Origin of the sequence: Streptomyces sp. NPDC021020 (genome assembly GCF_044333285.1) — a bacterium.
Classification (GTDB): Bacteria; Actinomycetota; Actinomycetes; order Streptomycetales; family Streptomycetaceae; genus Actinacidiphila.
The window spans coordinates 183,510-207,977 of sequence record NZ_JBIRQQ010000013.1; the positions used below are offsets into that span (position 1 = coordinate 183,510).

The following is a 24,468-nucleotide window of genomic DNA, read 5'->3' on the forward strand; positions in this document are numbered from 1 at the left end:
GCGGCCTCCCGCTCACCCCGGGCACCCCCCGGGTGCGCCGGGGCCGGGCGCCCCCCGCCTTTGGTTTCTGGGGGTGGGCCCGCGCGCGACCGCCGGCCCCCACACCCATGTCACGGGGCCTTCCGCGACCGGGCCCGCACGGGGCGCGGGTCACTCGAAGGACCAGAGCACCCCGTGGCCGGCGATCGTCAGCGCGATCTGGAGCGCCACCGCGGCCACGCCGAGGGCGAGTCCGAGCAGGGCGCGGCCGCGGCGGCGGGTGCCGCGGGCGAGCGCGACGAGGGCCAGCACGATCGCGGCCGGGCCCAGCACGAGGTTCAGCACGAGCAGGCCGGGCAGGCCGAGCAGGAAGGACGCGACGGCCATGCCGTCGGCGTCGTCGGTGGTCGCGGCCGGAGTGCCGGCCGGGACCGGATGGGCTGCGGGGTTCACGGTGTCCTCTTCCGTGGGCGTTGTCGGATGGGGGGCCGGCGCCGTGCGGGCGGCGGCCGAGGGCGTCGGCGGGACGCCGGGGCGAGGCGTCAGCCGCGGCGCCGCGCGACGGCCTCGCGTACGGCGAAGGCGAGCAGCCACGCGGCGACGGCCGCGGACGCGACGCCGAAGACGGTGAGCGGCATATGGGCGGCGGCGCCCATCACGACGCCGATGCCGAGCAGGACGACGACAAGGGCCATACCGGCGGCACCTCCAGTCGGTCTCGGGGGTTCGGATAACAGTTGTTCACTGACTATCGAGTCTAACGGTAGCGGAAGTCGGCGAACGGTTGTTTACTGAATGATGTGAGTCACACACCAGGGGTCCGGCAGGCCCAGAAGGAGCAGACCCGGCGGGCGCTGCTGGACGCCGGGCTGCGGCTGCTGGACCGGCAGAGCCTGAGCAGCCTCGGCCTGCGCGAGGTCACCCGTGAGGTCGGCGTCGCACCGGCCGCCTTCTACCGGCACTTCCCGGACATGGCCGCGCTGGGCGTGGCCCTGGTCGGCGAGGCGCTGGGCAGCCTGCACGCGGTCGTCCGGGAGGTGATGGCCGGCGGCACGGACGGCCCGGCTCCCGCGAACTCCTCGGACCCGACGGACCTCATCGACCGCGCGGTGGCGCTCACGGTCGCGTACGCCGACGAGCATCGGGCGCACGTCCGCTTCATCGCACGCGAGCGCTACGGCGGGGTGCGTCCGGTGCGCGAGGCCATCGCCGCCGAACTCGACCGCTTCACCACGGAGGTGGCCGCCGGGCTCGCCGCCCAGCCGGAGTCGGCGGGCTGGCGCCCCGCGGAACTGCGGGTGCTGGCGGGCCTCTACGTGGACCACATGGTGCTGACGGCGGCGGCCGTCATGGAGGCGCCGCGGGAGGACACCGCCGCGCGGGCCTCGATCGCCGAGACGGCCCGGCTGCGGATGCGGATCGTCAGCCTCGGCCGCCGCCACTGGCCACGCGAGCGCGTGGGCGGCGCAGGCGGCACGAGCGACGGCTGAGGCCGACGGCCCTGATCACCGGCGCGGACGGTGGCCCATCCGCGCCGGTGCCCCTCCCCCCGGTGCGCCCACCCCCTCCCTGGCGCGGGCGCACCCGGTGCCCGAAGGCACCCGTTCGTCTGATCATCGTCACCGCTCCCCCGGTCCGGGAGGACGGAACGCGCCACGAGGCGGACACAACGCGCCAGGAGGACGTTAGGCTTCCGGAAGACCGGCGGCGCCGCGCGTACTTCGCCCCGCCGGCCGGCCCGACGCCCCCTCGCCCCCACACAGACTCCCGAGGTGCCCGGCATGCCGCCGACCCCGACGTCCCCGCCGCCCGCCGTGGCGGCGCCGAACGCCGGGCCGACCGAGAGCGTCGTCCTGCCCCGGCTGATAGCCCGCGCCGCGGCGATCGGCGACACCGGGACCCGGTCGATGCTGCGCGCCGCGGGGCTCCCGCCCGAGGTGCTGGAGGGCCCGCCGACCGCGCGCGTCCCGTCGATGCGCCTCTACGGCCTGTGGACGGAGGTGATCGGCCGCACCGGACGCCAGGACGCCGGGCTGCTGACGGCGGCGGACTACCGGCACGGCCAACTCGACCTCTTCGACTACCTGTTCAGCACAGCGCCCACGCTGGGCGAGGGGCTGGCGGTCTCCGGCGCGCATCTGCACCTGCTCAGCGACGGTTCCGAACTCGCCACCGAGGAGTCGGACGAGGAGGTGACCATCTCCTACGGCGCGCTGCTGCCCGACAGCGAACTGCGCGGGCTGGTGGCCGAGTTCGTGATGGGCACCTTCACCCAGGTGATACGGCACAGCACGGGCGGCGCGGTCGCCCCCGCCCGGGTCTCCTTCACCCATCGGGCACCGCGCCGGACGGCCGGCCACACCGAACTCTTCGGCGACGGAAGCATCGACTTCGACGCCGGGACCGACAGCATCACGCTGACCCGGCGGGCGCTGGACACCCCGCTTCCCGGCGCCGACCCCGCGCTCGCGGCGATCATCCGGCGCACCGCGGCGGCGGTCCCGCCACCCCGGCCGACCGGACCGCTGCCGGATCTGCGCCGGGCGATCCTCACGCAGTTCGCCGACGGCCGGCCGTCGCTGGCCGCGGCCGCCCGGCAGCTCGCCGTCAGCCCGCGCACCCTGCAGCGCCGGCTGGCCGAGTCCGACACCACCTGGCGGGCGGAACTGGACGCGGTGCGCCAGGAGTTCTCCCTGGGCCTGCGGCGTACGGGGAGCTGGTCGGCGCAGCAGACCGCGGCCCGGCTCGGCTACGCCGAGGCCCGCTCGCTGCGGCGTGCGCGGAGCCGCTGGGACGCCCGGGAGGAGCGGCCCGCGGCGGACGGCGACGGGGCGGCGCGTACCGCGGAGGCCACGGCGGAGGAGGGAACACGAGGATGACGGCGGACGGCGAGCACGGCCACGAGGAGCGCACCGAGGGCGGTGACCCGGTCTGCTGGCTGGAGCGGGTCTGCGACGAGTGCGGCGCGATGCGCGAGGACATGAAGGCCCCGCGCTGCGCACGCTGCGGCACACCCTTCCCCGGACCGGAGCAGGACGGCGCCGGCCACCCCGCCGGCTGACCCACCGGGAGCGCCGCGGCCGGCCGGCCCCGTGCCCGAAACGCACCGACTCCCATGACGTGAGAGGGCCCTGACACGAGAGGGCTCTGACGCGAGAGGCCCTTGCGGCAGGGGCGCGGCGGGGTGCGCATGGGGCGCGCGGGGCCGGAACATGCCGTACAGGGCGCGAAAATCGGCCGCACGCCCGGAAATGTCGGCGTTCGCGGGCGCAATCGGCGACGGTCCTACTACCCTGAGTCGCCGGGGTTGCGGTACGGCGGAGGCCGGGAGGACCGTATGGACGGCGAGTTCGCGAACACAGCGGAACCCGAGCGCGCGGGCGGCACGCCCGCGGACCAGCTCGAAGGACTGCTCGCCCGAGCGGTCGGCGGAATCGAGGCGGCGCACGAACTGGACGCGTTGCGGACCGCGTTGATGCACCACTGCGGCCTGCAGTCCTGCCGCCACGCCAAGGGCCCGCCGCGCCGGATGAACCGCCGAACCTTCCGGCACAGCTTCCTGATGCCGGACGGCGACGTGCGGCTGCTGTGGGAGCTGGAGCACGACACCGCGGCCGACGGCCTGCCGCACCGCACGGTCTTCACACAGCCGGAGGACCTGGCCCTCGCCGAGTGGGAGGTCGACCTGGCCTTCGGCGGGCCGATGGGCCCGGTGGAGGTGCCCTACGGCGCCTCCGGCGGAGCGCCGCGGGGTGCGGACCCGGCGGGCGGCATCCGTACCGGCGGGGCGGCCGGCACCGGCGGGCGCGACCGGGTGACCGGCGACGCCGACGCGGGTGACGCCGACGAACTCGACGCCCTGCTCGCCGCAGCCCCGGACCAGGCGCTCCGGCGCACGTACACCGAGGGCGACTCGGCGGAGCACGCCCGCCGGCTGCTGCGCCGCGCGGCGAACCCGAGCGCGCCCGGCGACGAACTGCGGGCCCGGCTGCGGGCGGCCATCGCGCACGACATCAGCATCGTCACCCGCCGGAGCACCCTGGTGGCCGGGCGGCAGGTGTCCTGGTCGCTCTACGAGCACGCGTTCCTGCTGCTGGACGGCACCGAACTGAGCCTGTGGGAGATCGACCACACCAGGACGCCGACCGGCAACCCGGTGTGCGAGGTCTACACCTCGCAGGACGCCGCCCTCGACACCGCGGTCCGCCGCATCGAGGCGGGCTGACCGTCCACCCCGCCGCACACCCGGGCAGGCTCCCGCCGGACCGCCGCCCGTACGGGAGCGGGTCAGCCCACCGGCGTACGGGCCGGTGTGGCCCGCGCGACGGCCGCGGCCAGCTCCGGGGCGCCGATCAGCTCCTCGTGCGTGCCGGGGACCCCGCACGCGAAGGCGCCGGAGACCGCCCCCGCGAGCACGCACTCCTCCAGGGGTGCGCCGGAGAAGCGGCGGTGCAGAAAGGCCGTCAGGAAGGCGTCACCCGCGCCGTTGCTGTCCACGACGGGCCGTTCCGGCACCACCGCGGGGAAGCGCCGCGGCACGGACTCCCCGCGCTCCAGGACGTGGCAGCCCGCGGCGCCGTCGGTCGCCACCACCAGCTCCGCCCGGCCCTCCGCCAGGATCCGCCGCATGACCTCGGGTATCCGCTCCCCCACTTCCGCGGCGCTCAGGAAGACCAGGTCCGCTCCCAGGGCCCAGGGGAGCGCGGACGCGTCCTCGCCGTCCCACGCGTGCAGGTCGGTGGAGATGGTGCGGCCCAGGCGTGCCGCGTCGGCGAAGACCGGCTCGGCGGGTCCGGAGCGGGATATGTGCACATGCCGGGCCCGCTCGACATAGGGGAGGTAGAACTCCGGGGGCAGCCGCAGATCCCGCGGGTGGCGGCCGTCGAAGAAGGAGAAGCGGCGGCCCTCGCGGTCGACCAGGTTGACACTGCGCGGGGTGCCGGCCGGCGCGGGCAGGTGGTGGAAGTCGAGACCGGCCGCGGCGTACCGCTCCAGGATCATCCGGCCCTGCGCGTCCTCGCCGAGGAAGTCGATGAAGCCCGTGGCCAGGCCCAGGGCCTGGAAGCCGAGCGCCACCCCGTTTCCCGTGTGCGCCACGTAATCCCTGATCGGCGGGACGGAGCAGGAGTCGCCCTCCGGCACCGCCAGTTCGTCCACCCGCACGATCGTGTCGACGCCCGTACCGCCGACCACCAGCACGTCGTACGCCGCGCCCTCCGCTGCGACAGCCATGGCTCCGCTCCCCCCGTCCCGGCCAACCTGACCGGCCGTGCTGAAACTTACAGAAAGATCTTACCGAGCGGCCCACACCCCGGCCAGACCCGCGCGGCAGCCCTGTGGACAACTCCCCCGGCAGCGAACGCGAATGCGCCCCCGCCAGGTCAGGGCCGGTGCTCGGGCGTGGTGTCCTCCGTCAGCACCAGCACCGACATCCGGGACAGCGGCGGCACAGGACCCTCGCGGCCGGCCCGCGCCCAAGCGACGGTCAGGGTCAGCCGGATCATCCGCCGGGCCGCGTGCAGCAGCAGGGCGGCGAGCGGGATCTCGGCCACGGCCGCGGTGATGATCGAGACCGCCAGGTCGCCGCTGTTCCAGTCCAGCACGATGTCGAACCAGGCGTCGCAGCACAGCAGCGTGGCGGTGGCCACGGCCCACGGGATGAAGATCTGGAGCCGCCGCCACGCGCACACCGCGGTGATGCCGAGCAGCACGATGAGCGCGCCGTCGAAACCCACCCAGGCGTAGCGCCAGTTGCTCACCGTTCGGTGGGTGGGCAGGCTCACGTAGAGATAGCCGATCCAGGGGATGAGGAAGAGAAAGCTTCCGGTGATGACGGCCAGCAGCACGCGGCGCATGTGGCGCACGTGCGGGTCGTCCGGCGAGGGCACCTCGGGCAGCATGCGGCCACTCTGCCCCATCGCCCACCGCGGCACCGGCGGCCCCACGCCGGAAAGGCGGAGAGCCCGCCCGCCGGCGCGGTGCCGGCGGGCGGGCTCGGGGCGCGGCCCTCGCCCGAGGCTGGGGGCTGAGGAGCCGCTGCGCGCGGCCCGGGGGCGGTCCGGGGCCGGCGCGGGTCGGGCGCGAGGTGCGCGCGGGTCGGCGCCGGGTGCGGCGCAGGTCGGGCGGGAGAGCGGCGCGGGTCCGGCTCGCTCCCCGCGTGGGGAAGGAGCCGGGTCCGGGCTCAGTGCGGCAGCACCGCCGGGTTCGCGTGGTGCAGCAGCTCCAGCGCCTGCTGCGGGAACCACTTGCCCGCGGCCGGGTCCTGGTAGCCGCGCTCGGGGTCGTTCGGGCCGGCGGTGCCGCGGGTGCACTGGCCGTCGGACTCGCCGGGGATCTTGACCCAGAGCTTGGCGTCCTGGAGCGGGTCGCCGGTCTTCAGGGTCGGGCGGGCGCCGAGGCCGCGGCCGGGCGGGTTGCACCAGTCCTGGGCGTCGGAGTAGACGCCGGCCGGCGGCGTCCAGGGGCCCTGTCCGTTCCGGCTGGTGTCGGCGACGTAGTGCTTCATCGCGGCCGGCGCGGTGTGGACGTTGGCGTCCAGCCAGGTCTGGGCGTCGTTGACGGGCCACCACTGGTTGGGGCAGGCCGCGGCGTCGCCGCCCTCCGAGACGTAGGCCAGGCACGACGAGACGAGCTTGCCGTACCAGGCGATCTCGCTGTCCGAGCGGTAGTTGGAGATGTTGAGGTAGAAGCCGGTGGCGTCGTCGACGCCGCCCGCGATCAGCCGCGGCACGATGTCGTTGATGCTGTGCCAGCCGCTGTGCCCGGCGTCGAGGTAGACCTTGGTGCCGGCCAGCGGCTCCAGGGCGTTCACGGCATAGTGGATCTGGTCGTAGCGCTCGGTGGTCTTGGTGCCCTGGGCGTCGTCCATCCCGCAGTCGGACGGGACGAGCGCGAGCGAGTCGGGCTCCAGGACGACGTCGGCGGGGCGGTTGCCGATGCCGGCCTTCACCGCGTCGATCCACGCCTGGTAGTCGGCGGTGTTCGCGGCGCCGCCCGCCGAGTACTGGGCGCAGTCGCGGCCGGGGATGTTGTAGAGCGCGAGGACCGGGAGCTGGTGGCGGCGGGCGGCGGCGCTGACGGTCTTGTCGACCGCCGCGCGGGTGGCGGCGGGGGTGGTGCCGCCGTCGAACCACACGGCCTGCGGGGTGAGCGTCATCGCGAGCAGCCCGGCGGCGTCCTTGATCTGCCAGTGCTTCACGAGGTCCAGGATCTGCGCGTTCGCGTCCGCGTTAGCCGGCGGGGTGAACAGCGTGGTGGGGGCGGCTGCGGGGTGGCCGGGCGCGGTGGCGTGCGCGGGCACCGCGGCCGTGACGGCGGCGAGTGCGGCGGTGGCCGCGGCGACGGTGAGCGTACGGGTACGGACGCGTGCGGTCATGCGGACGGGCTCCTCGGTAATCCTCGGCACAGGACACGGATACCGCCGGGGAGCCCTGCCCGAGTGAAAGTGGGAGCGCTCCCACCGGCGGTTGAAGGAATTAACTCCTCGCAGCGCTACCGGCGTCAATCCCCTGTGCGGGCTTCAAGAAGTGAAGACCTCGAAGCCCGCACAGGGTCGGGGCCGGGCACAGGCGCGAGCCGCGGTCCCCTACTTGAGGGCCCCCGTCACCAGGTCGATCCGCCAGAAGCGCTGGAGGGACAGGAACAGCGCGATCACCGGCAGCACGGACAGCAGCGTCCCGGTGATCACCAGCGAGTAGAGCGACGCCTCCGCCGCGCCGTGCCGCAGCAGGCTGTAGAGCCCCACGGTGAGCGGGAATTTGTCGTCGGAGGTGAGCATCACGAACGGCAGCAGGAAGTTGTTCCAGATCGCGATGAACTGCAGCAGGAAGACCGTCACCAGCCCCGGTCCCATGAGCCGCAGGCCGACCGAGAGGAACAGCCGCCCCTCGCCCGCCCCGTCGATCCTGCCCGCCTCCAGGAGCGAGTCCGGCACCGCGGACTCCGCGTAGATCTTGCAGAGGTAGATGCCGTAGGGGTTGAACAGCTGCGGCAGCAGCACCCCGACCAGGCTGTCCGTCATTCCCACCTTGGACAGCAGCAGGTACTGCGGCACCGCGAGGACGATCTGCGGCAGCAGCACCCCGGCGAGGATGGTGTTGAACAGCGCGGTCCGCCCGCGGAAGGCGTATTTGGCCAGCGCGTAGCCGGTCGCCGCCGACACCAGCGACGCCAGCACCCCGCCGACGGTGGCGTAGAGGAAGCTGTTGAACATCCAGTGCCAGAAGATGCCGCCCTGGTAGTCCGACAGGTCGCGGATGTTGTGCGCCAGGCCGAGATCGAGCGAGGGCGTGTAGGTGTCGGTCGAGAAGAGCTTGGTGCTCGACTTGGTGGCCGCGACCAGGATCCACAGCGTCGGGACGACGCAGTAGAGCGCGCCGAGGACGAGCCCCGCGGTCGGCAGCACCGCGATCCGCCGCGGGCGCCGGGCCGGGGCGGCGGCGGTACGCCCGCGCGCGGCGGGGGCCATCGAGGGGGCGGTCATGCGGACTCCTGCTGGACCCGGGAGTGGATGAGGCGGGCGGTGGCGAAGGACACCGCGAGGGCCGCGGCGGTCAGGACGACGGAGGTCGCGGCGGCCGAGTAGATGTCGGAGTTGCCGAACGCGTCGTCGTAGATCTTCATGAGCGGCACCCAGGTGGAGGACACCGCGTTGGAGAGCGGCTTGAGGGTGTTGGGCTCGTTGAAGACCTGGAGCGCGGCGAGGACGGTGAACAGCGCGCACATCACGACCGCGGGCATCACCATCGGCACCTTGATACGCCGCACGATCTGCCACTCCGACGCACCGTCGAGGCGCGCCGACTCGTACAGCTCGGCGGGCAGGGCGCGCAGCGCGGTGTAGATGACGATCATGTTGAAGCCGACCGCGCCCCACACCGAGACGTTGGCGACCGAGAAGTAGACCGCGACCTGGCCGAAGAAGTCGGCGCGGTCGCCCCCGATCGGGCTGGTCGCGGGCAGGTAGAGGAAGCCCCACATGAGCGAGGCGATCACACCGGGCACCGCGTACGGCAGGAAGATCGTCAGCCGGGTGGCCCGCCGCAGCCGGGTGCCCTCCAGGTCCAGCAGCACCGCGAAGAGCAGCGCGAGGCCGACGGTCGCGGGCACGGTGATCGCGCCGAGCGCGAGCATCCGCACCACCCCGGACCACAGCTCGGAATCCCCCAGGACGTCGCGGTAGTTGGCGAGGCCGGCCCAGACGGTGTGCGTACCGCCGCCCAGCAGGCCGCCGTTGACCTTGCGGCGCTGGAAGCTGAGCAGCAGCGCGTAGCCGCCGGGGGCCACGACGAACCCGGCGAAGAGCAGCACGGCGGGCAGGACCAGCAGGTAGGGAAACCCGCTGGTCCGGCGCGCGGGAGGTACGTTGCGCGCCATCAGCCGACCGTGAATCCGAGCTTCTTCATGTCCGCCAGGGTCGCGCCCTGCATGGCGTCCAGGGCCGCGCCGAAGTCGCCGCCGGACTGGAGGGCCTTGCCGAAGCCGTCGGTGTAGCCGGTGAAGGTGACGGTGACGTCCGGGCCCCACATCGGGAAGCTGCGGGCGGCGGGGGCGACCTTCTTCACCTCGGCGTAGAAGTCGGGCTGGTTGGGGAAGAAGGCGGGCGCGGCCTGGAGCACCGGCAGCGAGCGGCCGGCGGTCGCGGCGGGGTAGACGTTGATCTGCTTGACCTGCTCGGTCACGGCCGCGTCGTCGGTGTTGAGCCAGGACGCGAATTCGGCCGCTTCCTTCGGGTGCTTGGAGTCGGCGGTCACGGTGGTCGCCGAGCCGCCCCAGATGCCGGTGGCCGGGTCGCCCGCGGTCCAGGCGGGCAGCTGGGCGACGGCCCACTTGCCCTTGGTCGACGGGGCGATGCCGCCGAGCTGGGCGGGGGCCCAGGCGCCGGAGATCCAGGTGAGCAGGGTGCCGTCGTTCATCTGCTTGTTCCACTGCGGGGAGAACGACGGGTTCTTGGCGACACTGCCGTCCCCGACGAGCTGCTGCCAGTAGCTCGCGACCTTCTTGGTGGGCGCGTCGTTGATGTTCACCTTCCAGGTGTCACCGCTCGCCGACCACCACTGCGCGCCGGCCTGCTGGGCGAGCCCGGTGAACCAGCCCGGGTCGGCGGCGTCGAAGTTGGTGAGGTACGCCTTCGGGTCCTTGGCGCGCAGGGCCTTGGCGGTGGTGGCGAAGTCCGCCCAGGTCTTCGGCACGCTCAGGCCGTACTTCTGGAAGAGGTCGGTGCGGTAGAAGAGCATGAGCGGGGCGACGTCCTGCGGGACGCCGTAGACCTTGCCCTGGAAGACGGTGCTCCGCAGCGTCGCGTCGTCGAACTTGGTGACGGTGTCCTTGGTGTAGTCGGTGATGTCGGCGACCACGCCCTTGGACACCAGCGCGGGCAGCGACTGGTATTCGACCTTGGCGATGTCGGGGCCGTTCTTCGCCTCGTGGGCGGTGATCATCTTCGCCACGAGCTGGTCGCCGCCCGCCGGGTTGGACAGCTTGACCTGGATGTCGGGGTGTGTGGTGTTCCACTTCGCCACGACCTTGTCGATGTTGGGGTCCCAGTCCCAGAAGGTCAGGGTGACCTTGCCCTTGCCGCCGCCGTCCGTCCCCCCGGACTTCCCGTCGGCCTTGTCCCCGGAGCCGGAGCCGCCGCCCCCGCAGGCCGCCGTGGCCAGCAGCAGCCCTGCCGCGAGGGCCGCGGCCGCGCTCGCGCGCCGTCTTCTCGGTGTCACGCTCATGGGGTGTCCTCAGCTCTCTGTCGTGGCGGGCGCGGCGGCCCAGTCGGGAAGGGTCAGTGGGGTGCGCTGGAGGCCGATCCACTGGCGCCGGGTGAATCCGGGCATCTGGTTCTCCGCGCCGTGCCGGGCGTGCGCGTCGTTGACGTGCACCTCGCCCGCGTGCAGCTGCTCCGCGACGGACAGGCCGCGTACCAGGTCGCGGGTGAAGACGGAGTTCATCAGCATGGGCAGGCCGTTGGTGAGGGCCACCGCCTCGGCCTCGGAGTCGACGACGGTCACCGGGATGACCGGGCCGAAGATCTCCTCGCGGAAGGCGGGCATGTCCGGTGTGACATCGGCCAGGACGGTGGGCCGGTAGAACAACCCGTCGTACGTGCCGCCGGTCAGCAGCCGGGCGCCCCTCGCGAGCGACGGCTCGACGATGCCGCGGTGCACGCGGTCGCGCTGCGCCTCGCTGATGAGCGGGCCGAGCGCGGTGCCGGGGGTGAACGGGTCGCCGACGGTGAGGGCGGCGGCCCGTCGGGTCAGCGCGTCGAGATAGGCGTCGGCGACCTCGCGCAGGACGATGTGGCGGCTGGCGCTGATGCAGGTCTGGCCCTGGAATTCGAGCGAGGCGATCATCGCGCAGCCCGCGGCGAGGTCGATGTCGGCGTCGTCGAGGACCACGAAGGCGTTGCTGCCGCCGAGTTCGAGCCGGATGTCGCGCAGCTCGGCCGCGGCCGCGCGGGTGATCGCCAGGCCGACCTCGCGCGAGCCGGTGAAGTCCAGCATGTCCAGGCCCTGGTGGCGGGCCAGCGGCCAGCCGGCGCCCGGCCCGTCGCCGGTGACGACGTTGAGCACGCCGGGCGGCAGGCCCGCGTGGTCGGCCGCGGCGGCGAGCACCTGGCCGCCGATCACCGGCGTCAGCTCGGCGGGCTTGAGCACCACGGTGTTGCCGAAGGCGAGACCCGGGGCGAGGGCGCGCATCGCGAGGTTCATCGGGTAGTTCCACGGTGTGATGAGCCCGAGAACACCCAGTGGCACCGCGCGCGACATCGACAGCTTGCCCGCCTTGTACGGCGGCAGGATGTCGCCCGCGCTCTCGCTCGCCTGGACGGCGGACAGCGTGAGCTGCTTGATGCTCGTGCCGACCTCGTCCTCGGCCTTGGCCCGCACCCCGCCGGTCTCGCGCATGCTGAGCTCGACCAGGTCGGCGAAGTGGGCCTCCAGATAGCCGCACATGGCGCGCAGGTACGCCGCCCGGTCCGGTGCGGACAGCGCCGCCCAGCCCGGTTGCGCGGCCCGTGCGGCGGCCACCGCGCGGTCGATGTCGGCGGCGCCGCCGAGGGCGTAGCTGCCGAGGGGGCGGCCGGTGGCCTTCTCCTCGACGACCGCGGTCGCTCCGGAGGCGGCGGGCACGAAGGCGCCGTCGATGTACAGCCGGCCGTCGCCGGGTTGGGAGGGCATACGGGCTCCAGGGTGCGTACGGGGAGGGTGGCGGGGCATCGCCCGCGTGCTTTTTCTGCGACTTAAACTAAGTAGAAGCGAATGGGGGGTCAACGGTCGTGACACATAAATTTCCGCGGTGTTGCCGCGAGGGTGCGCGCACGGCGCGGCCGCGAGTGACGACCGGAAGGCATGACGGGACGTCAGAGGACGTGCCACGGCGCCGGGTTGGCTCCCGGCACACGGGGCGGACGGTTCAGGGGCCGGTGGTCGGGCGCCGCCGGTGGATCAGCGGCCGCTCTCGGCTCAGCGCCCGCCCGCGGTGAGGAGTTCGTGCACCGGCAGCGTCGCCGCGCCGAGCGCGACCTGCTCCGGGCCGAGCCGCCCCAGCTCCAGCACGGTGCGCTCGGCGAGGTAGTCCAGGGTGTGGCGGCGCATCGCGTCGCGCACCGCGGGCATCATGGCCGGGCCCATCGCCGCGCTGACCCAGCCGGAGAGGATGACCCGGTCGGGGCCGAGCAGGTTGACGAGGTTGGCGATGCCGATGCCGAGGTATTCGGCGGTGCCGCGTACGGTGTCGGCAGCCGGGCCCGGCCGGTCCGCGCGGGCGACGAGGGCGGCGAGCCGCGCCTCGGTGTCGGTGCCGCCGCCGGCGCCGGGACGGGCGTCCTCCGGCTCCGGGAGGCCGGCGAGCCGCCCGTAGCGCTCCAGGATCGCGTCCGCGCCGACGTACGCCTCCAGGCAGCCGCGCGAGCCGCACCGGCAGGGCGCGCCGCCGGACTCGACGACGGTGTGGCCCCATTCGCTGGTGGTGCTGGTCACCCCGCCGGGCGAGCCGGTGGCCACCGCCGCGCCGACGCCGACCGCGAGCAGTCCGACGATGGCCCGCTGCGCGCCGCGGCCCGCGCCGCGCCACATCTCCGCCTGGCCCAGCGTGCGCGCGCAGTTGTCGACGTGCAGCGGGGCGGCGACGTGCGGGCGCAGCAGCGCCCCGAAAGGGACGTCGGACCAGCCGAGGGTCGGCGCGTGCACCAGGCCGTCCGGCAGCACCGCGCCCGGTACCCCGACCCCGACGCCGAGCAGCGTCGCGGGGTCGGCGCCCGCCTTGGCGGTGACCTCCTCGATACCGGCCCGCACCAGTTCGGCGAGCACGACGGGGTCGGGGCGGCCCTCGTCCATCGGGTAGGTGGCGGTGCCGAGGGTGTCCAGCGTCCAGTCGAAGAGCCCGACCTGGACGTGCGTCTCGCCGATGTCGACCCCGACGACCCGCGCGTACCCGGGCCGGACTTCGAGCAGCGTACGGGGCCGGCCGCCGTCGGAGTCCAGCAGCCCGGCCTCGGCGACCAGGCCGTCCGCGACCAGGTCGGTCACGACGTTGCTGACCGTGGCGGAGCTGAGCCCGGTGGCCTTCATCAGGTCGAAGCGGCTCGCCGGGCCGTGCAGGTAGAGCCTGGTCAGCACGGACGTGCGGTTGATCCGCCGCAGGTCCCTCGTCGTCCGGCCCACCTCGCGCGTCACCGGGCTCCCCCTCAAGCTGTCGGTCCCGGCGGTCCGCGCGCCTTGCCGGTCCCGCCGCGGGACCCGCCCGGCCGGACCCGGGGCGCGTCCGGACTGCACGGCGCCCCCAGGGAATCGCTACGACATGGCACATAGTGCCAGATCGCGGCTGCGGCGCCGCCTCTCGGGGAGCGCTCTCCCAGATTTCCGCGGCAGTCCGGCCCCCCGGGGACACGGGTCAGGACGCCCCGGCGGCAGGGCGTCCTGACCTGTGTCCCGGCGGCTCAGGCCCCGAGGATCTCCGCGAGGGCCGCGGCCGTCGCCGGGTGGCGGGCGGCGAGGACCGCGCCGGCCGGGCCGGGCCCGGCCGCCGCCCAGGTGACCTCGCAGCCCAGCAGCTCCGCGAGCGCGTCGCACGCCGCCGGGTGGGCGGCGAGCAGCGCGGCGCCACGGGCGGCCGGCGGCAGCGCGGGGGCGGGCTCCGCCGCCCACGGCGGCACCCACGCGTCGAGGGCCGCGAGCCGCCCGGGGAAGACCCGCCCGGCCTCCCGGATCAGCAGCGGGGCCAGGTCCGCGCCGCCGGAGCGCAGCGTGCCGATCAGCGTCGGCAGCCACGGCAGCAGCACCGGGTCGGGCAGCACCGCGAAGGCCTCCGACACCAGCTCCACCACGAAGTCCGCGAGCTGCGGGACGGGCTCCAGCGCGTGCAGGAAACCGCTGAGATAGCGCGGGTAGGCGGGCACCACCAGCGGGTTGCCGAGCATCCCGGAGCAGCGTTCGCGCAGCTCGGCCCGGGTGAGCCGGCCGAGCTGGAGCTGCGCCGCCCACAGCAGCGCGACCCTGGCCGGCTCCTCCGGGTGGGACTGCGCGACGGCCAGCTCCAGCTGGGTGCGGTCGCAGCCGAGCGACAGCGCCAGGCTCTCCATGCCGAAGAGGAAGCCGAGCGTCGCGGCGACCTGCCGTACGGTCGCGTCCTCGTCGGTGAAGGCGGTCGGCAGCAGCGTGCAGTAGTGCGCGTAGCCGGTTCTGACGAAGGACTCGATCCAGCCGGGCAGCGCCGGCTCGCAGGTGCGGTAGTACGCGAGCAGCCGGCGGACCCGGCGCAGCACCTCGGGCGCACCGTCCACGGTGCGTTCGGTGGCCAGCACCTCCAGGGCGCGGTTGCCCAGCTCGTCGGCGAGGCGGCGGCTGCGCAGGTGGAGCGTGGCGTCCTCGACGGCCTGGAGCACGCGCGCGGTGGTCGCCTGCGGCCCGTAGGCCTCGCGGCGCAGCCGCTGCTCCAGCACCTGCTCGATGCTCACACCCTCGTAGCCCAGCTCGATCAGGGCCCGCTGGTGCGTGCCGAGGGCGACGTCCCAGGACTCCTGGATCGGCTGCTCGCCCAGCCGCCGTTCGCCCATGATGGGGCGGGCGGTGCCGTGCGGCATCAGGTGGCGCAGCATCCACAGCACGTCGGAGCAGGCCTTGAGCTCGGGCCTGGACGCCATGTCCAGCAGCGCGCGCTGCACGCCGCGCTGCTGGAGCTTCAGGCCGAGCGGGGCGAGCCGGTCGTGGACGTCGCGGGCGAGCGGCGGCAGGGCGTCGTAGCCGACCTGGCCGATCCGGTCGCCGCCCATCATGATCTCGACGAGCCGGCGCACGTCCCGGCGGCCCGGCACGGTGTCCTTCTCGATGCAGGTGACCGCCGCGTCCTGGAAGTCGTACGGCGTGGGCCTGGCCCGGTCGCGCATCCCGGCCAGCAGGATGGAGGTCTCGAAGACGGCGATGGCGTCGGCGGTGGAGGCGAGGTAGCCGCTCCGCCGGGCGGCGCGGACGATGTCGACGCTCCAGCCGAGCAGCTCCTCCTCGTCCAGCCGGTCGAGGACCGGCGGGCGCTGCAGGAAGCCGCTGAGCCGGTCGGACGCCTCCGTGTCCGGTACGCGGGGCAGGGCCCGCGCGGCCTTCGGGAGCTTGCCGCCGGTCTGCCCGGCGAGCCGGAAGGGCCGCACCCGGCTGCGCCGGACGTTCTTCGCCCACTGCGTCGCGGCGATCGACACCGACCCGCCGGCGAGCCCGAACTGCGCCTCTATCGCCGTGTGGCTGGACGGGATCAGGCCGTACTGCCAGGTGCTCGCGCTGGGCGGGGTGATCTCGAAGGTGTCGCTGCCGTGCACGCCGAACTCCGGGACGCGGCTGGCGGCGTGGAAGGCGCCGCAGACGTAGAGGCAGTCGGCCGGGTCGGTGCCGGTGGCCGCCAGGTGCTCGCGCATCCGCGTCCACATGTGGCGCTCGCGGTCCTCGTCGACCCGGACGCGGCCCGGATCGCCGGGCGCGAGGCGCCGGAAGAGGCTGCCGATGAGCAGCATGACCTGCCGGTAGGTGTCGTGGTCGCTGTCTCCGAGCGGCACCTCGACGTACTGGTGCCACCACTCCGACCAGTGGCGTACCCGCCCGTGGCGCAGCAGGTACTCCTCCAGCTCGGCGAACCGCGGCCGCAGGTCGCCGACGTCCACGCCGACGGCGTCGCCGTGCAGCGCCGCCTCCTCCTCGGGGGCGGGCGCGTCCGGCTCGGCGCCGGGCTCGGCGGCCGGCCGCGGGCCTTCCGGCTGCCACTGGAAGACGTGGTCGCACGACCGGTCGACGAGCACCAGCTCGACGCCCGGGGTGTCCAGCGCGTACGCGATCGCCTGGTATTCGGCGGACGCCTCGGTGATCGGGGCGACGACCGACAGCGGCGCCCACTCGGCGGGGAAGCCGTCGACCTCGCTCGCGAAGGCCTGCACCGCCACCGGCAGGCGGCAGTTGCGCAGCTCGGGGAGCAGCGGCGCCATGTCCTCGCACAGCTCCAGGTAGACCACCTTGGGCTGCTTCTCGCGCAGCCGGCGGGCCATGGCGACCGCGGAGGCCGGCGAGTGGTGGCACACCGGGAAGATCTCCAGCGGCTCGCGCACCGCGCGGTCGACGTCGTCGACGATGCCCAGCAGGATGCCCTCCAGGGCGTCCGGACCGTCCGCGAACTCGGCGGCGGCCTCCTGGAGCCGGCCGCGCAGCGCGTCGAAGGGCGCCGCCTCCTGTGCGCCGCTCACGAGAGGGTGGCTATCGCGTCGCGACCGCCGTCGAGGAATTCCGGCCACGAGCCGCCCTGGTCCTTGCTGCGCGGCTCGACCACGCCGTGCAGGTACTTGTTGAGGATCGCCAGATCCTCCGGCGCGCGCCGGGCCAGCGAGCCGACCAGGGAGGCGGCCAGGGTGCGGGCGGTCAGGCTGCGCTCGCCGAAGAAGGTGCTGTGCAGGATCGCGTCCTCCAGCACGCCGATCTGCTCGGCGGTGGACAGCGCGGACTCCAGCTTCTCGTCGTCGCTGCCCGCGGCGGCGGCCGAGGCGCGCAGGTCGGCGAAGCTCTGGAGCAGCACGTCCAGCAGCGTCGGCGGCACGTCGAGGTCGATGGAGTGCCGGCGGAGGAGTTCCTCGGTGCGGAAGCGGACGATCTCCGCCTCGCTCTTCTTGTCGGTCACCACCGGGATGCGGACGAAGTTGAAGCGCCGCTTGAGGGCCGACGACAGGTCGTTGACGCCCCGGTCGCGGCTGTTGGCGGTGGCGATGACCGAGAAGCCCGGCTTGGCGAAGACGATGTTGTCGGCGGTGCCGCCCTCCCCGGCCTCCGCGGTGTCGCCGCCCAGCTCCGGCACCGAGATGTACTTCTCCGACAGGATGGAGATCAGCGCGTCCTGCACGTCGCTGGTGGCGCGGGTCAGCTCCTCGAAGCGGCCGATCGCGCCGGCCTCCATCGCGGTCATGATCGGCGAGGGGATCATCGAGTCGCGCGACTGGCCGCTCGCGATGACCTGCGAGACGTTCCACGAATACTTGATGTGGTCCTCGGTGGTGCCCGCGGTGCCCTGGACGACGAGCGTGGAATTGCGGCATATCGCGGCGGACAGCAGCTCGGCGAGCCAGCTCTTGCCCGTGCCCGGGTCGCCGATCAGCAGCAGGCCGCGGTCGGAGGCGAGGGTGACGATCGAGCGCTCCACGAAGCTGCGGTCGCCGAACCACTTCGGGGCGATCACCCGGTCCAGGCCGTCGGAGCGCTCGGAGCCGAGGACGAACAGCCGCACCGTCTTGGGCGACAGCCGCCAGCTGAAGGGCTTCGGGCCGTCGTCGACGGACTCCAGCCAGTCCAGCTCCTCGGCGTACTTGATCTCCGCGGGCGCGCGCAGCAGGTCGGACATGTCAGGGCCTTTCTCGCAGGACGGTCGAACGTGTGAAGGGGCCGCCTTCGCGGCAGAGGTGGTCGGGCGGGGCCCGGATCAGCCGAGGAAGGTCGGCCGAGGAAGGTCGGCCGAGGAAGGTCAGGTGAGGAACGACTTCAGCTCGTGGACGAGCTTGCGTATGTGGCCGGACAGCACCGGCGTGCCCAGGTCCTTGAAGCGCTCGCGGAACCACGGGTTGACGCTGCCGCGGCCGGCGCTGGTGACCGAGCCGACCGGGATGAAGCGGGCGCCCGAGCGGTGGATCGCCGCCATGCTCTCGAAGAGCGGTTCGCTGCGCCATTCGTAGAAGTCGGAGATCCACACCACGACGGTGTTGCGCGGCTCGGCGATCAGCGGCTGCGCGAGGGCCATGGCGACCGTGCCGTCCGTGCCGCCGCCGAGGTTGGTGCGCAGCAGCGTCTCGAACGGGTCGTGCACCCACGGGGTGAGGTCGAGGGCCTGCGTGTCGTACGCGATCAGGTGCACGTCGACCTTGGGCAGTCCGGCGAAGATCGAGGCCAGGATGGTGCAGTTGACCATCGAGTCGACCATCGAGCCCGACTGGTCGACCACCACGACCAGCCGCTGCGGTGTCGTACGGCGAGCGGTGTGGCGGTAGTAGAGCCGGTCGACGTAGAGCTTCTCGTCCTCCGGGCTCCAGTTGGTGAGGTTCTTCCAGATCGTGCGGTCCAGATCCAGGTTGCGGAAGACCCGCTTGGGCGGGATCGACCGGTCGATCGCGCCGACCGTGGCCTTCTCGACCTGGGTGCGCAGCACCTCGGCGACCTCGTCGACGAAGCGGCGGATCAGGGCCTTGGCGTTGGCCAGCGCGACACCCGACAGGTTGTTCTTGTCGCGCAGCAACTGCTCGATGAGCGACATGCTCGGGGTGAGCCGGGCGGCCAGCTGCGGATCGGCCAGCACCTCGCGCAGCTGCATCCGCTTGACGAGGTCGGCCTCGATCGCCGCCAGGTCCGGTCCGATGGCCGGGACGAGCCGGCTCAGGTCGGGCGTGCCGTGCCCGACGCCCGTCCCGGTCGGGCTGACGCCGGGTCCTGCCGCGCCGCCCGCTCCGGTGCCCGCGCCGCGGCCGCCGCGCAGATCGCCGGGGCGGCAGCCGAGGGCGCGCTCCAGCCAGCAGGCGTCGGCCTGCCAGCGGGCCAGTTGGCCCGCGGTGACGGCCCCGCCGCCGGTCGCGAAGACGTTGAGCAGCACCTTGGAGACCAGGGCGGCGCGGCGCACCTCGGCGGCGCGGTCCCTGCCGTCCTCCCCGTCCGCCCCGGCGTCGTCCCCGTCCCCGGCGCCGTCCGCGCCGCTGCCGTCCGGCCCGGGTGCCTGCGGGAGCATCAGGCCGTCGAACTCGGCGGCCAGTCCGGGGTGGCGCTGCACCAGGGAGTCGACGGAGACCTGCGGGTCGAGGAGCGCGGCGGGCAGGCCGATGTCCTCGACGACTGCCAGGCTCGCGGATTCCAGGGCCGGCTGCTCCTCCTGGTCGAAGAGCCGGGCGAGCAGCCGCCAGTAGACGACCTGCCGCCGGGCGTCGTGGGCGGGCGCGGACAGCGGCGCGCCGTTCTGGTCGGTCATTTCCGCAGCAGCCTTCCCGCGCGCTCCCGCAGTGCCGCGGCGGCGTCGGTGGCGGCCTTCTCCGCCTTGGCCCCGGCCTTGTCGGTGGTGCCGCCCGCCCATGCACCCGCGTGCAGCGCGACGGGCTTCTTGCGGACGACGCTCTCGACGGCGAGCGGTTGGAGGCGGAAGGCTCCCGCGTCCCAGCGCAGCAGGCCGATGCAGGCGGCGGACTTCGCGACGGCCTCCGGTGCCAGCGGGCCGGCGACCGGGATCCGGTCGGTGTCGACGGGCAGTTCACCGCCCGCGAAGCCGAGGACCAGGCCCCTCTCCTCGTCCTGGACGATGGCGTACCCCTCTACGAAGACCGGGACGGCGATACGCGCCGGATGCCGGTCGAGCGGCGCCGTCGCCGGGTTTGCGGCCGCGGGCAGCGCGACCCTGGCCGTACTGAACGCGTCGGCCGGCTCCCCCGGCCGGGCGCACGCGTCGTCCCAGACCAGATCGCCCTCGGCCGTGAGCGGCATGCCCGTGACGTCCATACACCGGCCCTCACCGGCGGCGGCCAGCAGTGACATGTGCGGGCGCAGCAGCTGCCAAAGGCCCGCGCCCACCACCGTCTCCGGCTTGGGCGCCGACACGCTCGCCCGTACCAGCAGCGCCGTGGATCCGTCGGCGGGCTCGAACACCGCGTGCACCTGGGCCTGGACGGCCGTGGCGTGCTCGTGCAGGTCGACACCGAGCGGCAGCAGGCGGCCGGTCGCGCGGGCCCCGGCGGGCGCACCCGCGGCGCCGGGCGGTGTCAGCAGCAGCGCGCGCGACCACAGATCGCCCCAGCGGCGGGCCGGGACGCGCTCCAGGGCGGCGCCGGGGCAGCACGCCGCGAGCTCGTCGGCGAAGCCGTCGAGGAGCGCGGCCAGGCGGCGCAGCGCGGGGTCGGGCAGCATCGCCGCGACGACCGGTGCGGCGCCCGCGACGACCTCGTGGTCCATGCCGCGCCAGCCGCGGCGGGCCAGGTCCGACAGCCAGGAGCGGGCGGCCACCAGGACGTTCGCCGCCTGCTGCGCGCCCGGCTCCGGGGCGGAAGGCTCGGCGGCGGACCGGCCCGTCGCCTCGGCCACACGCGCGGCCAGCGCGTCGTGCACCGAGCCGAGCAGGGCGGTGCGGCCTGCGGCGAGCGCCACGAAGTGGTCCTCGCCCGCCGCCCCCGCCGCGGCCTTCTCGGCCGCCTCGGCGACCTTCCCGGCCAGCGGCGACCCGGCGAGCGCGCCCGCAAGGGCCGCCAGGCCCGCCGCCTGCGCGGGCTGCGGCCGCAGCAGACCGGAGGCCAGCGCCTCGTCGAAGGCGTCGACGGCGGCCAGGGCCTCGTCGAGCCCGTCGATCTCCTCGGCCAGCACGTCCGCCCGCATCACGCCACCGCCCTGGTCGGCGGGAACCACTGCATCTCCGGCAGCGGCGCGGTGGTCGGCGCCAGCTCCAGGTAGCTCAACTGGCGCAGGAAGCGGCTGAAGACGGCGGCTGCCGCCGACGAGTCGCCCTGCTGCGGGCGGGCCTGCGCCATCGGGGTCAGGACCGCGTCGGCGTCCGCCCCGGCCTCGACGGGATCCAGCCGCATGTAGCGGGCGACGCGCTGCGCACCGTACTGGAGGACGGCCTCGCCGACGAGGGCGCGGATGTGGTTGCAGAACATGCCGCGCGCGCCGCCGCAGGGACGGTTGTTGTTCGTGCTGCACGTGAACGCGAACGAGCCCGCGGCGACCGACGAGACGTACACCCGCGCTATGTCCGAGCCGCTCGACACCACTCCCTGCAACCGCCCGTCGGCCAGCTCGACGAACGGCACCTTGGCGAGCTTGCGCGGACTCGCGGGCGCCACCACCCGCACCGTGCTGGATTTCCCCCAGTCGGGCTCCCACTCGGACAACGCGTCATCTCCTCTGCACACGCCGGGGTCTGCGCGCCTGACCGGCGCGACACCACTGAAGGTAGCCGGAGGGTCTGACAATGCCGATCTTGAGCGGAAGCGCCGCCGTCCGCCCTGGTGGGGACCGGACGCGGTCGCGGAACCGCCGCCGGGCAGACGCGTGAAGGCCCCCCGAGGGCGCCGTGCGAGGGCCCGTCGGGCGGGCCGGGGCCGGGGCAGGAGACGGTCGGACGCGGCCCCTCGACTCGCGCGAAGGAGCACGGGGCCGCTCCCGGCCAGGAGCCCGGCGGGCAGGGCAGCGGGAAGGCCCCGCGCCGCCCGAGAGCCGCACGCCCGAGGCGCCTCGGGGAGCGGTGGGGTGGGGCGCCTTCCGCGGTCAGGAGCGGAAGGCGCCCCGGTCCGGGGTGGGCCCCGGCTGACGGGCGGTCAGGGGGCCAGCGGCGCGGAGAGCGGTTGCCGGGCGGCGGAGGGGCCGGCGTGCAGCACGTACGGGCCGGGGCGCGGCACCCAGCGGGCCTCCGCCGGCGACCAGCGCTCCAGCACCCGCGGCTCGATCCGCACCTCGGCGACCGCGGTGCCGCCGGGCGCGGCGTGCACGGCCGCGTAGCCGGCGAGCCGCGGGCCGCCGTCGTCGTGTTCGTCCTGGCCCGTCGTCAGATACACCTGGACGACCTCGCGCCCGCCCCGGGCGCCGGTGTTGCGCACCGTGACCAGCGCGGTCGCGCCGGTGCCCGCGGCGTCCTGCGGCAGCGGCCGCACCTGCAAGGCCTCGTAGGCCCAGGTCGTGTAGCCGAGGCCGTGGCCGAACCAGTACGCCGGTTCCGCCCCTGCGCGGCGCCAGGCGCGGTGGCCGATGTACGGGCCCTCCGCGTAGCGCAGCACGCCCTCCTCGGGGGCCGTGGCGGGCAGCGGGGCGCCTTCGGCCCGCGCGGCCCAGGTGGTGGGGAGCCGCCCGCCCGGCTCGGTGCGGCCGAGGAGCACGTCGGCGAGCCCGTGCCCGGCCTCCTGCCCCGGGAACCAGCACAGCAGCACCGCGGGAGCGCTCTCCCGCCAGGGCAGTTCGACCGGGCCGCCCGCGTTGACGATCACCACCGTGCGGGGGTTGGCGGCGGCCACGGCCGCGACCAGCTCGTCCTGGCGGCCCGGCAGCGCGAGCGAGGTGCGGTCGGCGCCCTCGCTCTCGATCTCGTCCGTGGTGCCCACCACGACGACGACGGCGTCGGCGCCGCGCGCGCACGCGACGGCCTCGGCGAAGGCCGCGTCCTCCGCGGGCCGCGGCGCGTCGGCGGCCAGCGCGACGGCCATCCCCTGCTCCGGTCGCAGCTCGCGGGTGGCGACCAGGTGCAGCGGCTCGCCCGCGACGGCCTTGCGGACCGCGGTACGGAAGGACGGCGCCACGTGCACGTACGTCGGGTCGTCGGACTCCGGCTCCACCACGGTGTCGATCAGCACGTCGCCGTCCACGCGCAGCGCGACCGCGCCCAGGCCCACGACCGACAGCCGCCACTCCCCCGCGGCGGCGGGCGTGAAATGCGCGCTGACCTCGACGGACGCCGCCGTACGGGCCAGGTCCGGCGCGTCGCCGGGCTCCAGGACGCGGCCGCTGAGCCGGTGTTCGGCGCACAGTTCGGAGCCGTCCGCGGCTAGGTAGCGGACCAGCACCCCGGGTTCGCCGGTGCGCGGGTCGACGGCGTTGCCGGGGTGCAGCGGGGTCGGCCGGGTGCCCAGCCGCACGCCCTCCGCGTACACGACCTCGGTACCGGTGCCGGAGAGCGCTTCCCGGATCCCGTCCAGCGGTGACACGACCGCCTCCGGGAAGACGCCCGCGCTGCCCCCGCCCTGCACCCGCGCGGCGGCGGCGTTCGGCCCGATCACCGCGAGCCGGGCCAGGCCGCCGGACACGCCACCGGTATCCCCGGACGCCCCGGGCACGCCCGGTGCCTCGGACCACGCGGCTCCGGACGCCCCCTGCACGCCCGGAGCCGCGGGGCCCGCCGCACCGGGAGCAGCGGCCGGGATCAGCGGCAGCAAGGCGCCCTCGTTGCGCAGCAGTACGCACCCCGCGGCCACCGCACGGCGCAGCAGCGCGCGCGGCTCGGCGGGCGCCGCGGCGGCGCGCGGCGGCCCGGCCCCCTCCAGCGCGCCGACCCGCGCGGCGAGCCGCAGCAGCCGCCGCACCTTCGCGTCGACCAGCTCCTCCGGCACCCGCCCGGCGCGTACGGCCGCGACCAGCGGCTCCCCCCACAGCGGGTGCGGGCCGGGCATCGCGAGATCCTGCGGGGCGAGCGCGGCCGGCTCCGTACTGCGCACCGCGCCCCAGTCGGAGACGACGACGCCGTCGAAGCCCCAGGAGCCCTTGAGGGGTTCGGCGAGCAGCGGGCTGTGCGACATCGTGACGCCGTTGACGCGGTTGTACGCGGACATCACCACCCACACCCCGGCGCGTACCGCGGCCTCGAAGGGGGCGAGGTAGACCTCGTGCAGGGTGCGCTCGTCGACGCGGGCGTCCAGCGTGAGGCGGTCGGTCTCGGAGTCGTTGGCCACGTAGTGCTTCGCGGTCGCGGCGACCCCGCCGGCCTGCACGCCGCGGATGTAGGCGGCGGCGGTGCGGCCGACGAGGAGCGGGTCCTCGGCGAAGCACTCGAAGTGGCGGCCGGCGGCGGGGGTGCGGTGCAGGTTGAGGGTCGGGGCGAGCAGCACGTCGATGCCCTTGCGGCGGGCCTCGGCGGCGAGCAGCCCGCCCAGCTCCGCGACCAGCTCGTCGTCCCAGGCAGCGGCGAGCGCGGTCGGGGAGGGCAGTGCGAGCGCGGTGTCGCGCTCGTCCCAGCGCTCCCCGCGCACACCGGCCGGGCCGTCGGAGAAGCCCATCGCGCGCAGGCCGACGGCGGGTTCCGGCGCGGTGCGGAAGGTTCCGGCGCCGGACAGCAGCCGGATCTTCGCGGGCAGGTCGAGCCGGGCGACGAGGGCGTCGAGCCGCTCGTCGGTGACCGCGGGTGCGGCGGCGGGCGGCGCGGGCACGGGCCCTGGGGTGATCATGGTCATCCCTTCATGGCCTTCCGTGCGGCGCCGCCCGCGGCGTGACGGCCCATCGGCGGGAAGGCCGCGGTGAGCGGCAGGCTGGGGACGAGCAG

General features: G+C 74.6%; 20 protein-coding genes. 4 read left to right on the forward strand and 16 right to left on the reverse strand.

Annotation, left to right across the window (positions count from 1 at the left end):
* Positions 1–150 precede the first annotated feature (150 nt).
* Together ACH4SL_RS32535 and ACH4SL_RS32540 are read right to left on the reverse strand one after the other, a co-directional pair.
* Positions 151–366, reverse strand: coding sequence for a DUF4190 domain-containing protein (locus ACH4SL_RS32535; protein ID WP_398452641.1), 216 nt, complete (start codon positions 364–366; stop codon positions 151–153).
* 155 nt (positions 367–521) lie between these two features.
* A complete protein-coding gene (locus tag ACH4SL_RS32540; protein WP_031513931.1) occupies positions 522–674 on the reverse strand; it encodes a hypothetical protein in 153 nt (50 codons plus the stop codon).
* Between the two features lie 105 nt (positions 675–779).
* On the opposite strand from ACH4SL_RS32540, the gene ACH4SL_RS32545 reads away from it, so the two are divergent.
* The 4 genes from ACH4SL_RS32545 (at position 780) to ACH4SL_RS32560 (ending at position 4,204) form a co-directional block, all read left to right on the forward strand.
* Positions 780–1,469 carry a TetR family transcriptional regulator gene (locus ACH4SL_RS32545; RefSeq protein ID WP_398452488.1) on the forward strand — a complete coding sequence of 230 codons (690 nt, stop codon included), beginning with the start codon at positions 780–782 and terminating at the stop codon, positions 1,467–1,469.
* Between the two features lie 291 nt (positions 1,470–1,760).
* Positions 1,761–2,858, forward strand: coding sequence for an AraC family transcriptional regulator ligand-binding domain-containing protein (locus ACH4SL_RS32550; protein WP_398452491.1), 1,098 nt, complete (start codon positions 1,761–1,763; stop codon positions 2,856–2,858).
* Positions 2,855–3,040 carry a hypothetical protein gene (locus tag ACH4SL_RS32555; protein WP_398452495.1) on the forward strand — a complete coding sequence of 62 codons (186 nt, stop codon included), beginning with the start codon at positions 2,855–2,857 and terminating at the stop codon, positions 3,038–3,040. The genes ACH4SL_RS32550 and ACH4SL_RS32555 overlap by 4 nt, the downstream gene beginning before the upstream one ends.
* Before the next feature lie 276 nt (positions 3,041–3,316).
* Positions 3,317–4,204, forward strand: coding sequence for a DUF6227 family protein (locus ACH4SL_RS32560; RefSeq protein ID WP_398452497.1), 888 nt, complete (start codon positions 3,317–3,319; stop codon positions 4,202–4,204).
* 62 nt (positions 4,205–4,266) lie between these two features.
* Here ACH4SL_RS32560 and ACH4SL_RS32565 read toward each other — a convergent pair whose 3' ends face one another.
* The 14 genes from ACH4SL_RS32565 to ACH4SL_RS32630 form a co-directional block, all read right to left on the reverse strand.
* Positions 4,267–5,211: a carbohydrate kinase family protein gene (locus tag ACH4SL_RS32565; protein ID WP_398452500.1), complete on the reverse strand. Its 945-nt coding sequence runs from the start codon at positions 5,209–5,211 to the stop codon at positions 4,267–4,269.
* A gap of 149 nt (positions 5,212–5,360) precedes the next feature.
* Positions 5,361–5,879: a hypothetical protein gene (locus tag ACH4SL_RS32570; protein ID WP_398452502.1), complete on the reverse strand. Its 519-nt coding sequence runs from the start codon at positions 5,877–5,879 to the stop codon at positions 5,361–5,363.
* Positions 5,880–6,160: 281 nt separating this feature from the next.
* A complete protein-coding gene (locus ACH4SL_RS32575; protein WP_398452505.1) occupies positions 6,161–7,354 on the reverse strand; it encodes a glycoside hydrolase family 6 protein in 1,194 nt (397 codons plus the stop codon).
* Positions 7,355–7,564: 210 nt separating this feature from the next.
* Positions 7,565–8,461 (reverse strand): carbohydrate ABC transporter permease, encoded by an 897-nt coding sequence (locus ACH4SL_RS32580; protein WP_398452507.1) that lies wholly within the window; start codon positions 8,459–8,461, stop codon positions 7,565–7,567.
* Positions 8,458–9,354, reverse strand: coding sequence for a carbohydrate ABC transporter permease (locus tag ACH4SL_RS32585; RefSeq protein WP_398452511.1), 897 nt, complete (start codon positions 9,352–9,354; stop codon positions 8,458–8,460). Before ACH4SL_RS32585 ends, ACH4SL_RS32580 begins: the two co-directional genes overlap by 4 nt.
* The gene (locus ACH4SL_RS32590) at positions 9,354–10,700 is read right to left on the reverse strand and encodes an ABC transporter substrate-binding protein (protein ID WP_398452514.1); all 1,347 of its coding nucleotides are present in this window, start codon (positions 10,698–10,700) and stop codon (positions 9,354–9,356) included. The genes ACH4SL_RS32585 and ACH4SL_RS32590 overlap by 1 nt, the downstream gene beginning before the upstream one ends.
* Before the next feature lie 9 nt (positions 10,701–10,709).
* Positions 10,710–12,146, reverse strand: coding sequence for an aldehyde dehydrogenase family protein (locus ACH4SL_RS32595; protein ID WP_398452516.1), 1,437 nt, complete (start codon positions 12,144–12,146; stop codon positions 10,710–10,712).
* A gap of 285 nt (positions 12,147–12,431) precedes the next feature.
* A complete protein-coding gene (locus ACH4SL_RS32600; RefSeq protein ID WP_398452519.1) occupies positions 12,432–13,643 on the reverse strand; it encodes an ROK family protein in 1,212 nt (403 codons plus the stop codon).
* A 263-nt stretch (positions 13,644–13,906) separates the two neighbouring features.
* Positions 13,907–16,687: a hypothetical protein gene (locus ACH4SL_RS32605; protein ID WP_398452521.1), complete on the reverse strand. Its 2,781-nt coding sequence runs from the start codon at positions 16,685–16,687 to the stop codon at positions 13,907–13,909.
* Positions 16,684–17,829, reverse strand: coding sequence for an AAA family ATPase (locus ACH4SL_RS32610; RefSeq protein ID WP_398452523.1), 1,146 nt, complete (start codon positions 17,827–17,829; stop codon positions 16,684–16,686). The genes ACH4SL_RS32605 and ACH4SL_RS32610 overlap by 4 nt, the downstream gene beginning before the upstream one ends.
* A gap of 120 nt (positions 17,830–17,949) precedes the next feature.
* A complete protein-coding gene (locus ACH4SL_RS32615; protein WP_398452526.1) occupies positions 17,950–19,434 on the reverse strand; it encodes a VWA domain-containing protein in 1,485 nt (494 codons plus the stop codon).
* A complete protein-coding gene (locus tag ACH4SL_RS32620) occupies positions 19,431–20,852 on the reverse strand; it encodes a hypothetical protein (protein ID WP_398452529.1) in 1,422 nt (473 codons plus the stop codon). The genes ACH4SL_RS32615 and ACH4SL_RS32620 overlap by 4 nt, the downstream gene beginning before the upstream one ends.
* Positions 20,822–21,337, reverse strand: coding sequence for a hypothetical protein (locus ACH4SL_RS32625; protein WP_398452531.1), 516 nt, complete (start codon positions 21,335–21,337; stop codon positions 20,822–20,824). Before ACH4SL_RS32625 ends, ACH4SL_RS32620 begins: the two co-directional genes overlap by 31 nt.
* Positions 21,338–21,763: 426 nt before the next feature.
* Entirely contained in the window at positions 21,764–24,379 is a 2,616-nt protein-coding gene (locus tag ACH4SL_RS32630; protein WP_398452534.1) for a glycoside hydrolase family 3 C-terminal domain-containing protein, read from the reverse strand.
* Between the last annotated feature and the right edge of the window lie 89 nt (positions 24,380–24,468).

Coding starts and splice junctions, on each gene's coding strand:
- ACH4SL_RS32535 (WP_398452641.1), bottom strand. CDS start 366: ATGGCCGTCGCGTCCTTCCTGCTCGGCCTGCCCGGCCTGCTCGTGCTG.
- ACH4SL_RS32540 (WP_031513931.1), bottom strand. CDS start 674: ATGGCCCTTGTCGTCGTCCTGCTCGGCATCGGCGTCGTGATGGGCGCC.
- ACH4SL_RS32550 (WP_398452491.1), top strand. CDS start 1,761: ATGCCGCCGACCCCGACGTCCCCGCCGCCCGCCGTGGCGGCGCCGAAC.
- ACH4SL_RS32555 (WP_398452495.1), top strand. CDS start 2,855: ATGACGGCGGACGGCGAGCACGGCCACGAGGAGCGCACCGAGGGCGGT.
- ACH4SL_RS32560 (WP_398452497.1), top strand. CDS start 3,317: ATGGACGGCGAGTTCGCGAACACAGCGGAACCCGAGCGCGCGGGCGGC.
- ACH4SL_RS32565 (WP_398452500.1), bottom strand. CDS start 5,211: ATGGCTGTCGCAGCGGAGGGCGCGGCGTACGACGTGCTGGTGGTCGGC.
- ACH4SL_RS32570 (WP_398452502.1), bottom strand. CDS start 5,879: ATGCTGCCCGAGGTGCCCTCGCCGGACGACCCGCACGTGCGCCACATG.
- ACH4SL_RS32575 (WP_398452505.1), bottom strand. CDS start 7,354: ATGACCGCACGCGTCCGTACCCGTACGCTCACCGTCGCCGCGGCCACC.
- ACH4SL_RS32580 (WP_398452507.1), bottom strand. CDS start 8,461: ATGACCGCCCCCTCGATGGCCCCCGCCGCGCGCGGGCGTACCGCCGCC.
- ACH4SL_RS32585 (WP_398452511.1), bottom strand. CDS start 9,354: ATGGCGCGCAACGTACCTCCCGCGCGCCGGACCAGCGGGTTTCCCTAC.
- ACH4SL_RS32590 (WP_398452514.1), bottom strand. CDS start 10,700: ATGAGCGTGACACCGAGAAGACGGCGCGCGAGCGCGGCCGCGGCCCTC.
- ACH4SL_RS32595 (WP_398452516.1), bottom strand. CDS start 12,146: ATGCCCTCCCAACCCGGCGACGGCCGGCTGTACATCGACGGCGCCTTC.
- ACH4SL_RS32610 (WP_398452523.1), bottom strand. CDS start 17,829: ATGTCCGACCTGCTGCGCGCGCCCGCGGAGATCAAGTACGCCGAGGAG.
- ACH4SL_RS32615 (WP_398452526.1), bottom strand. CDS start 19,434: ATGACCGACCAGAACGGCGCGCCGCTGTCCGCGCCCGCCCACGACGCC.
- ACH4SL_RS32630 (WP_398452534.1), bottom strand. CDS start 24,379: ATGACCATGATCACCCCAGGGCCCGTGCCCGCGCCGCCCGCCGCCGCA.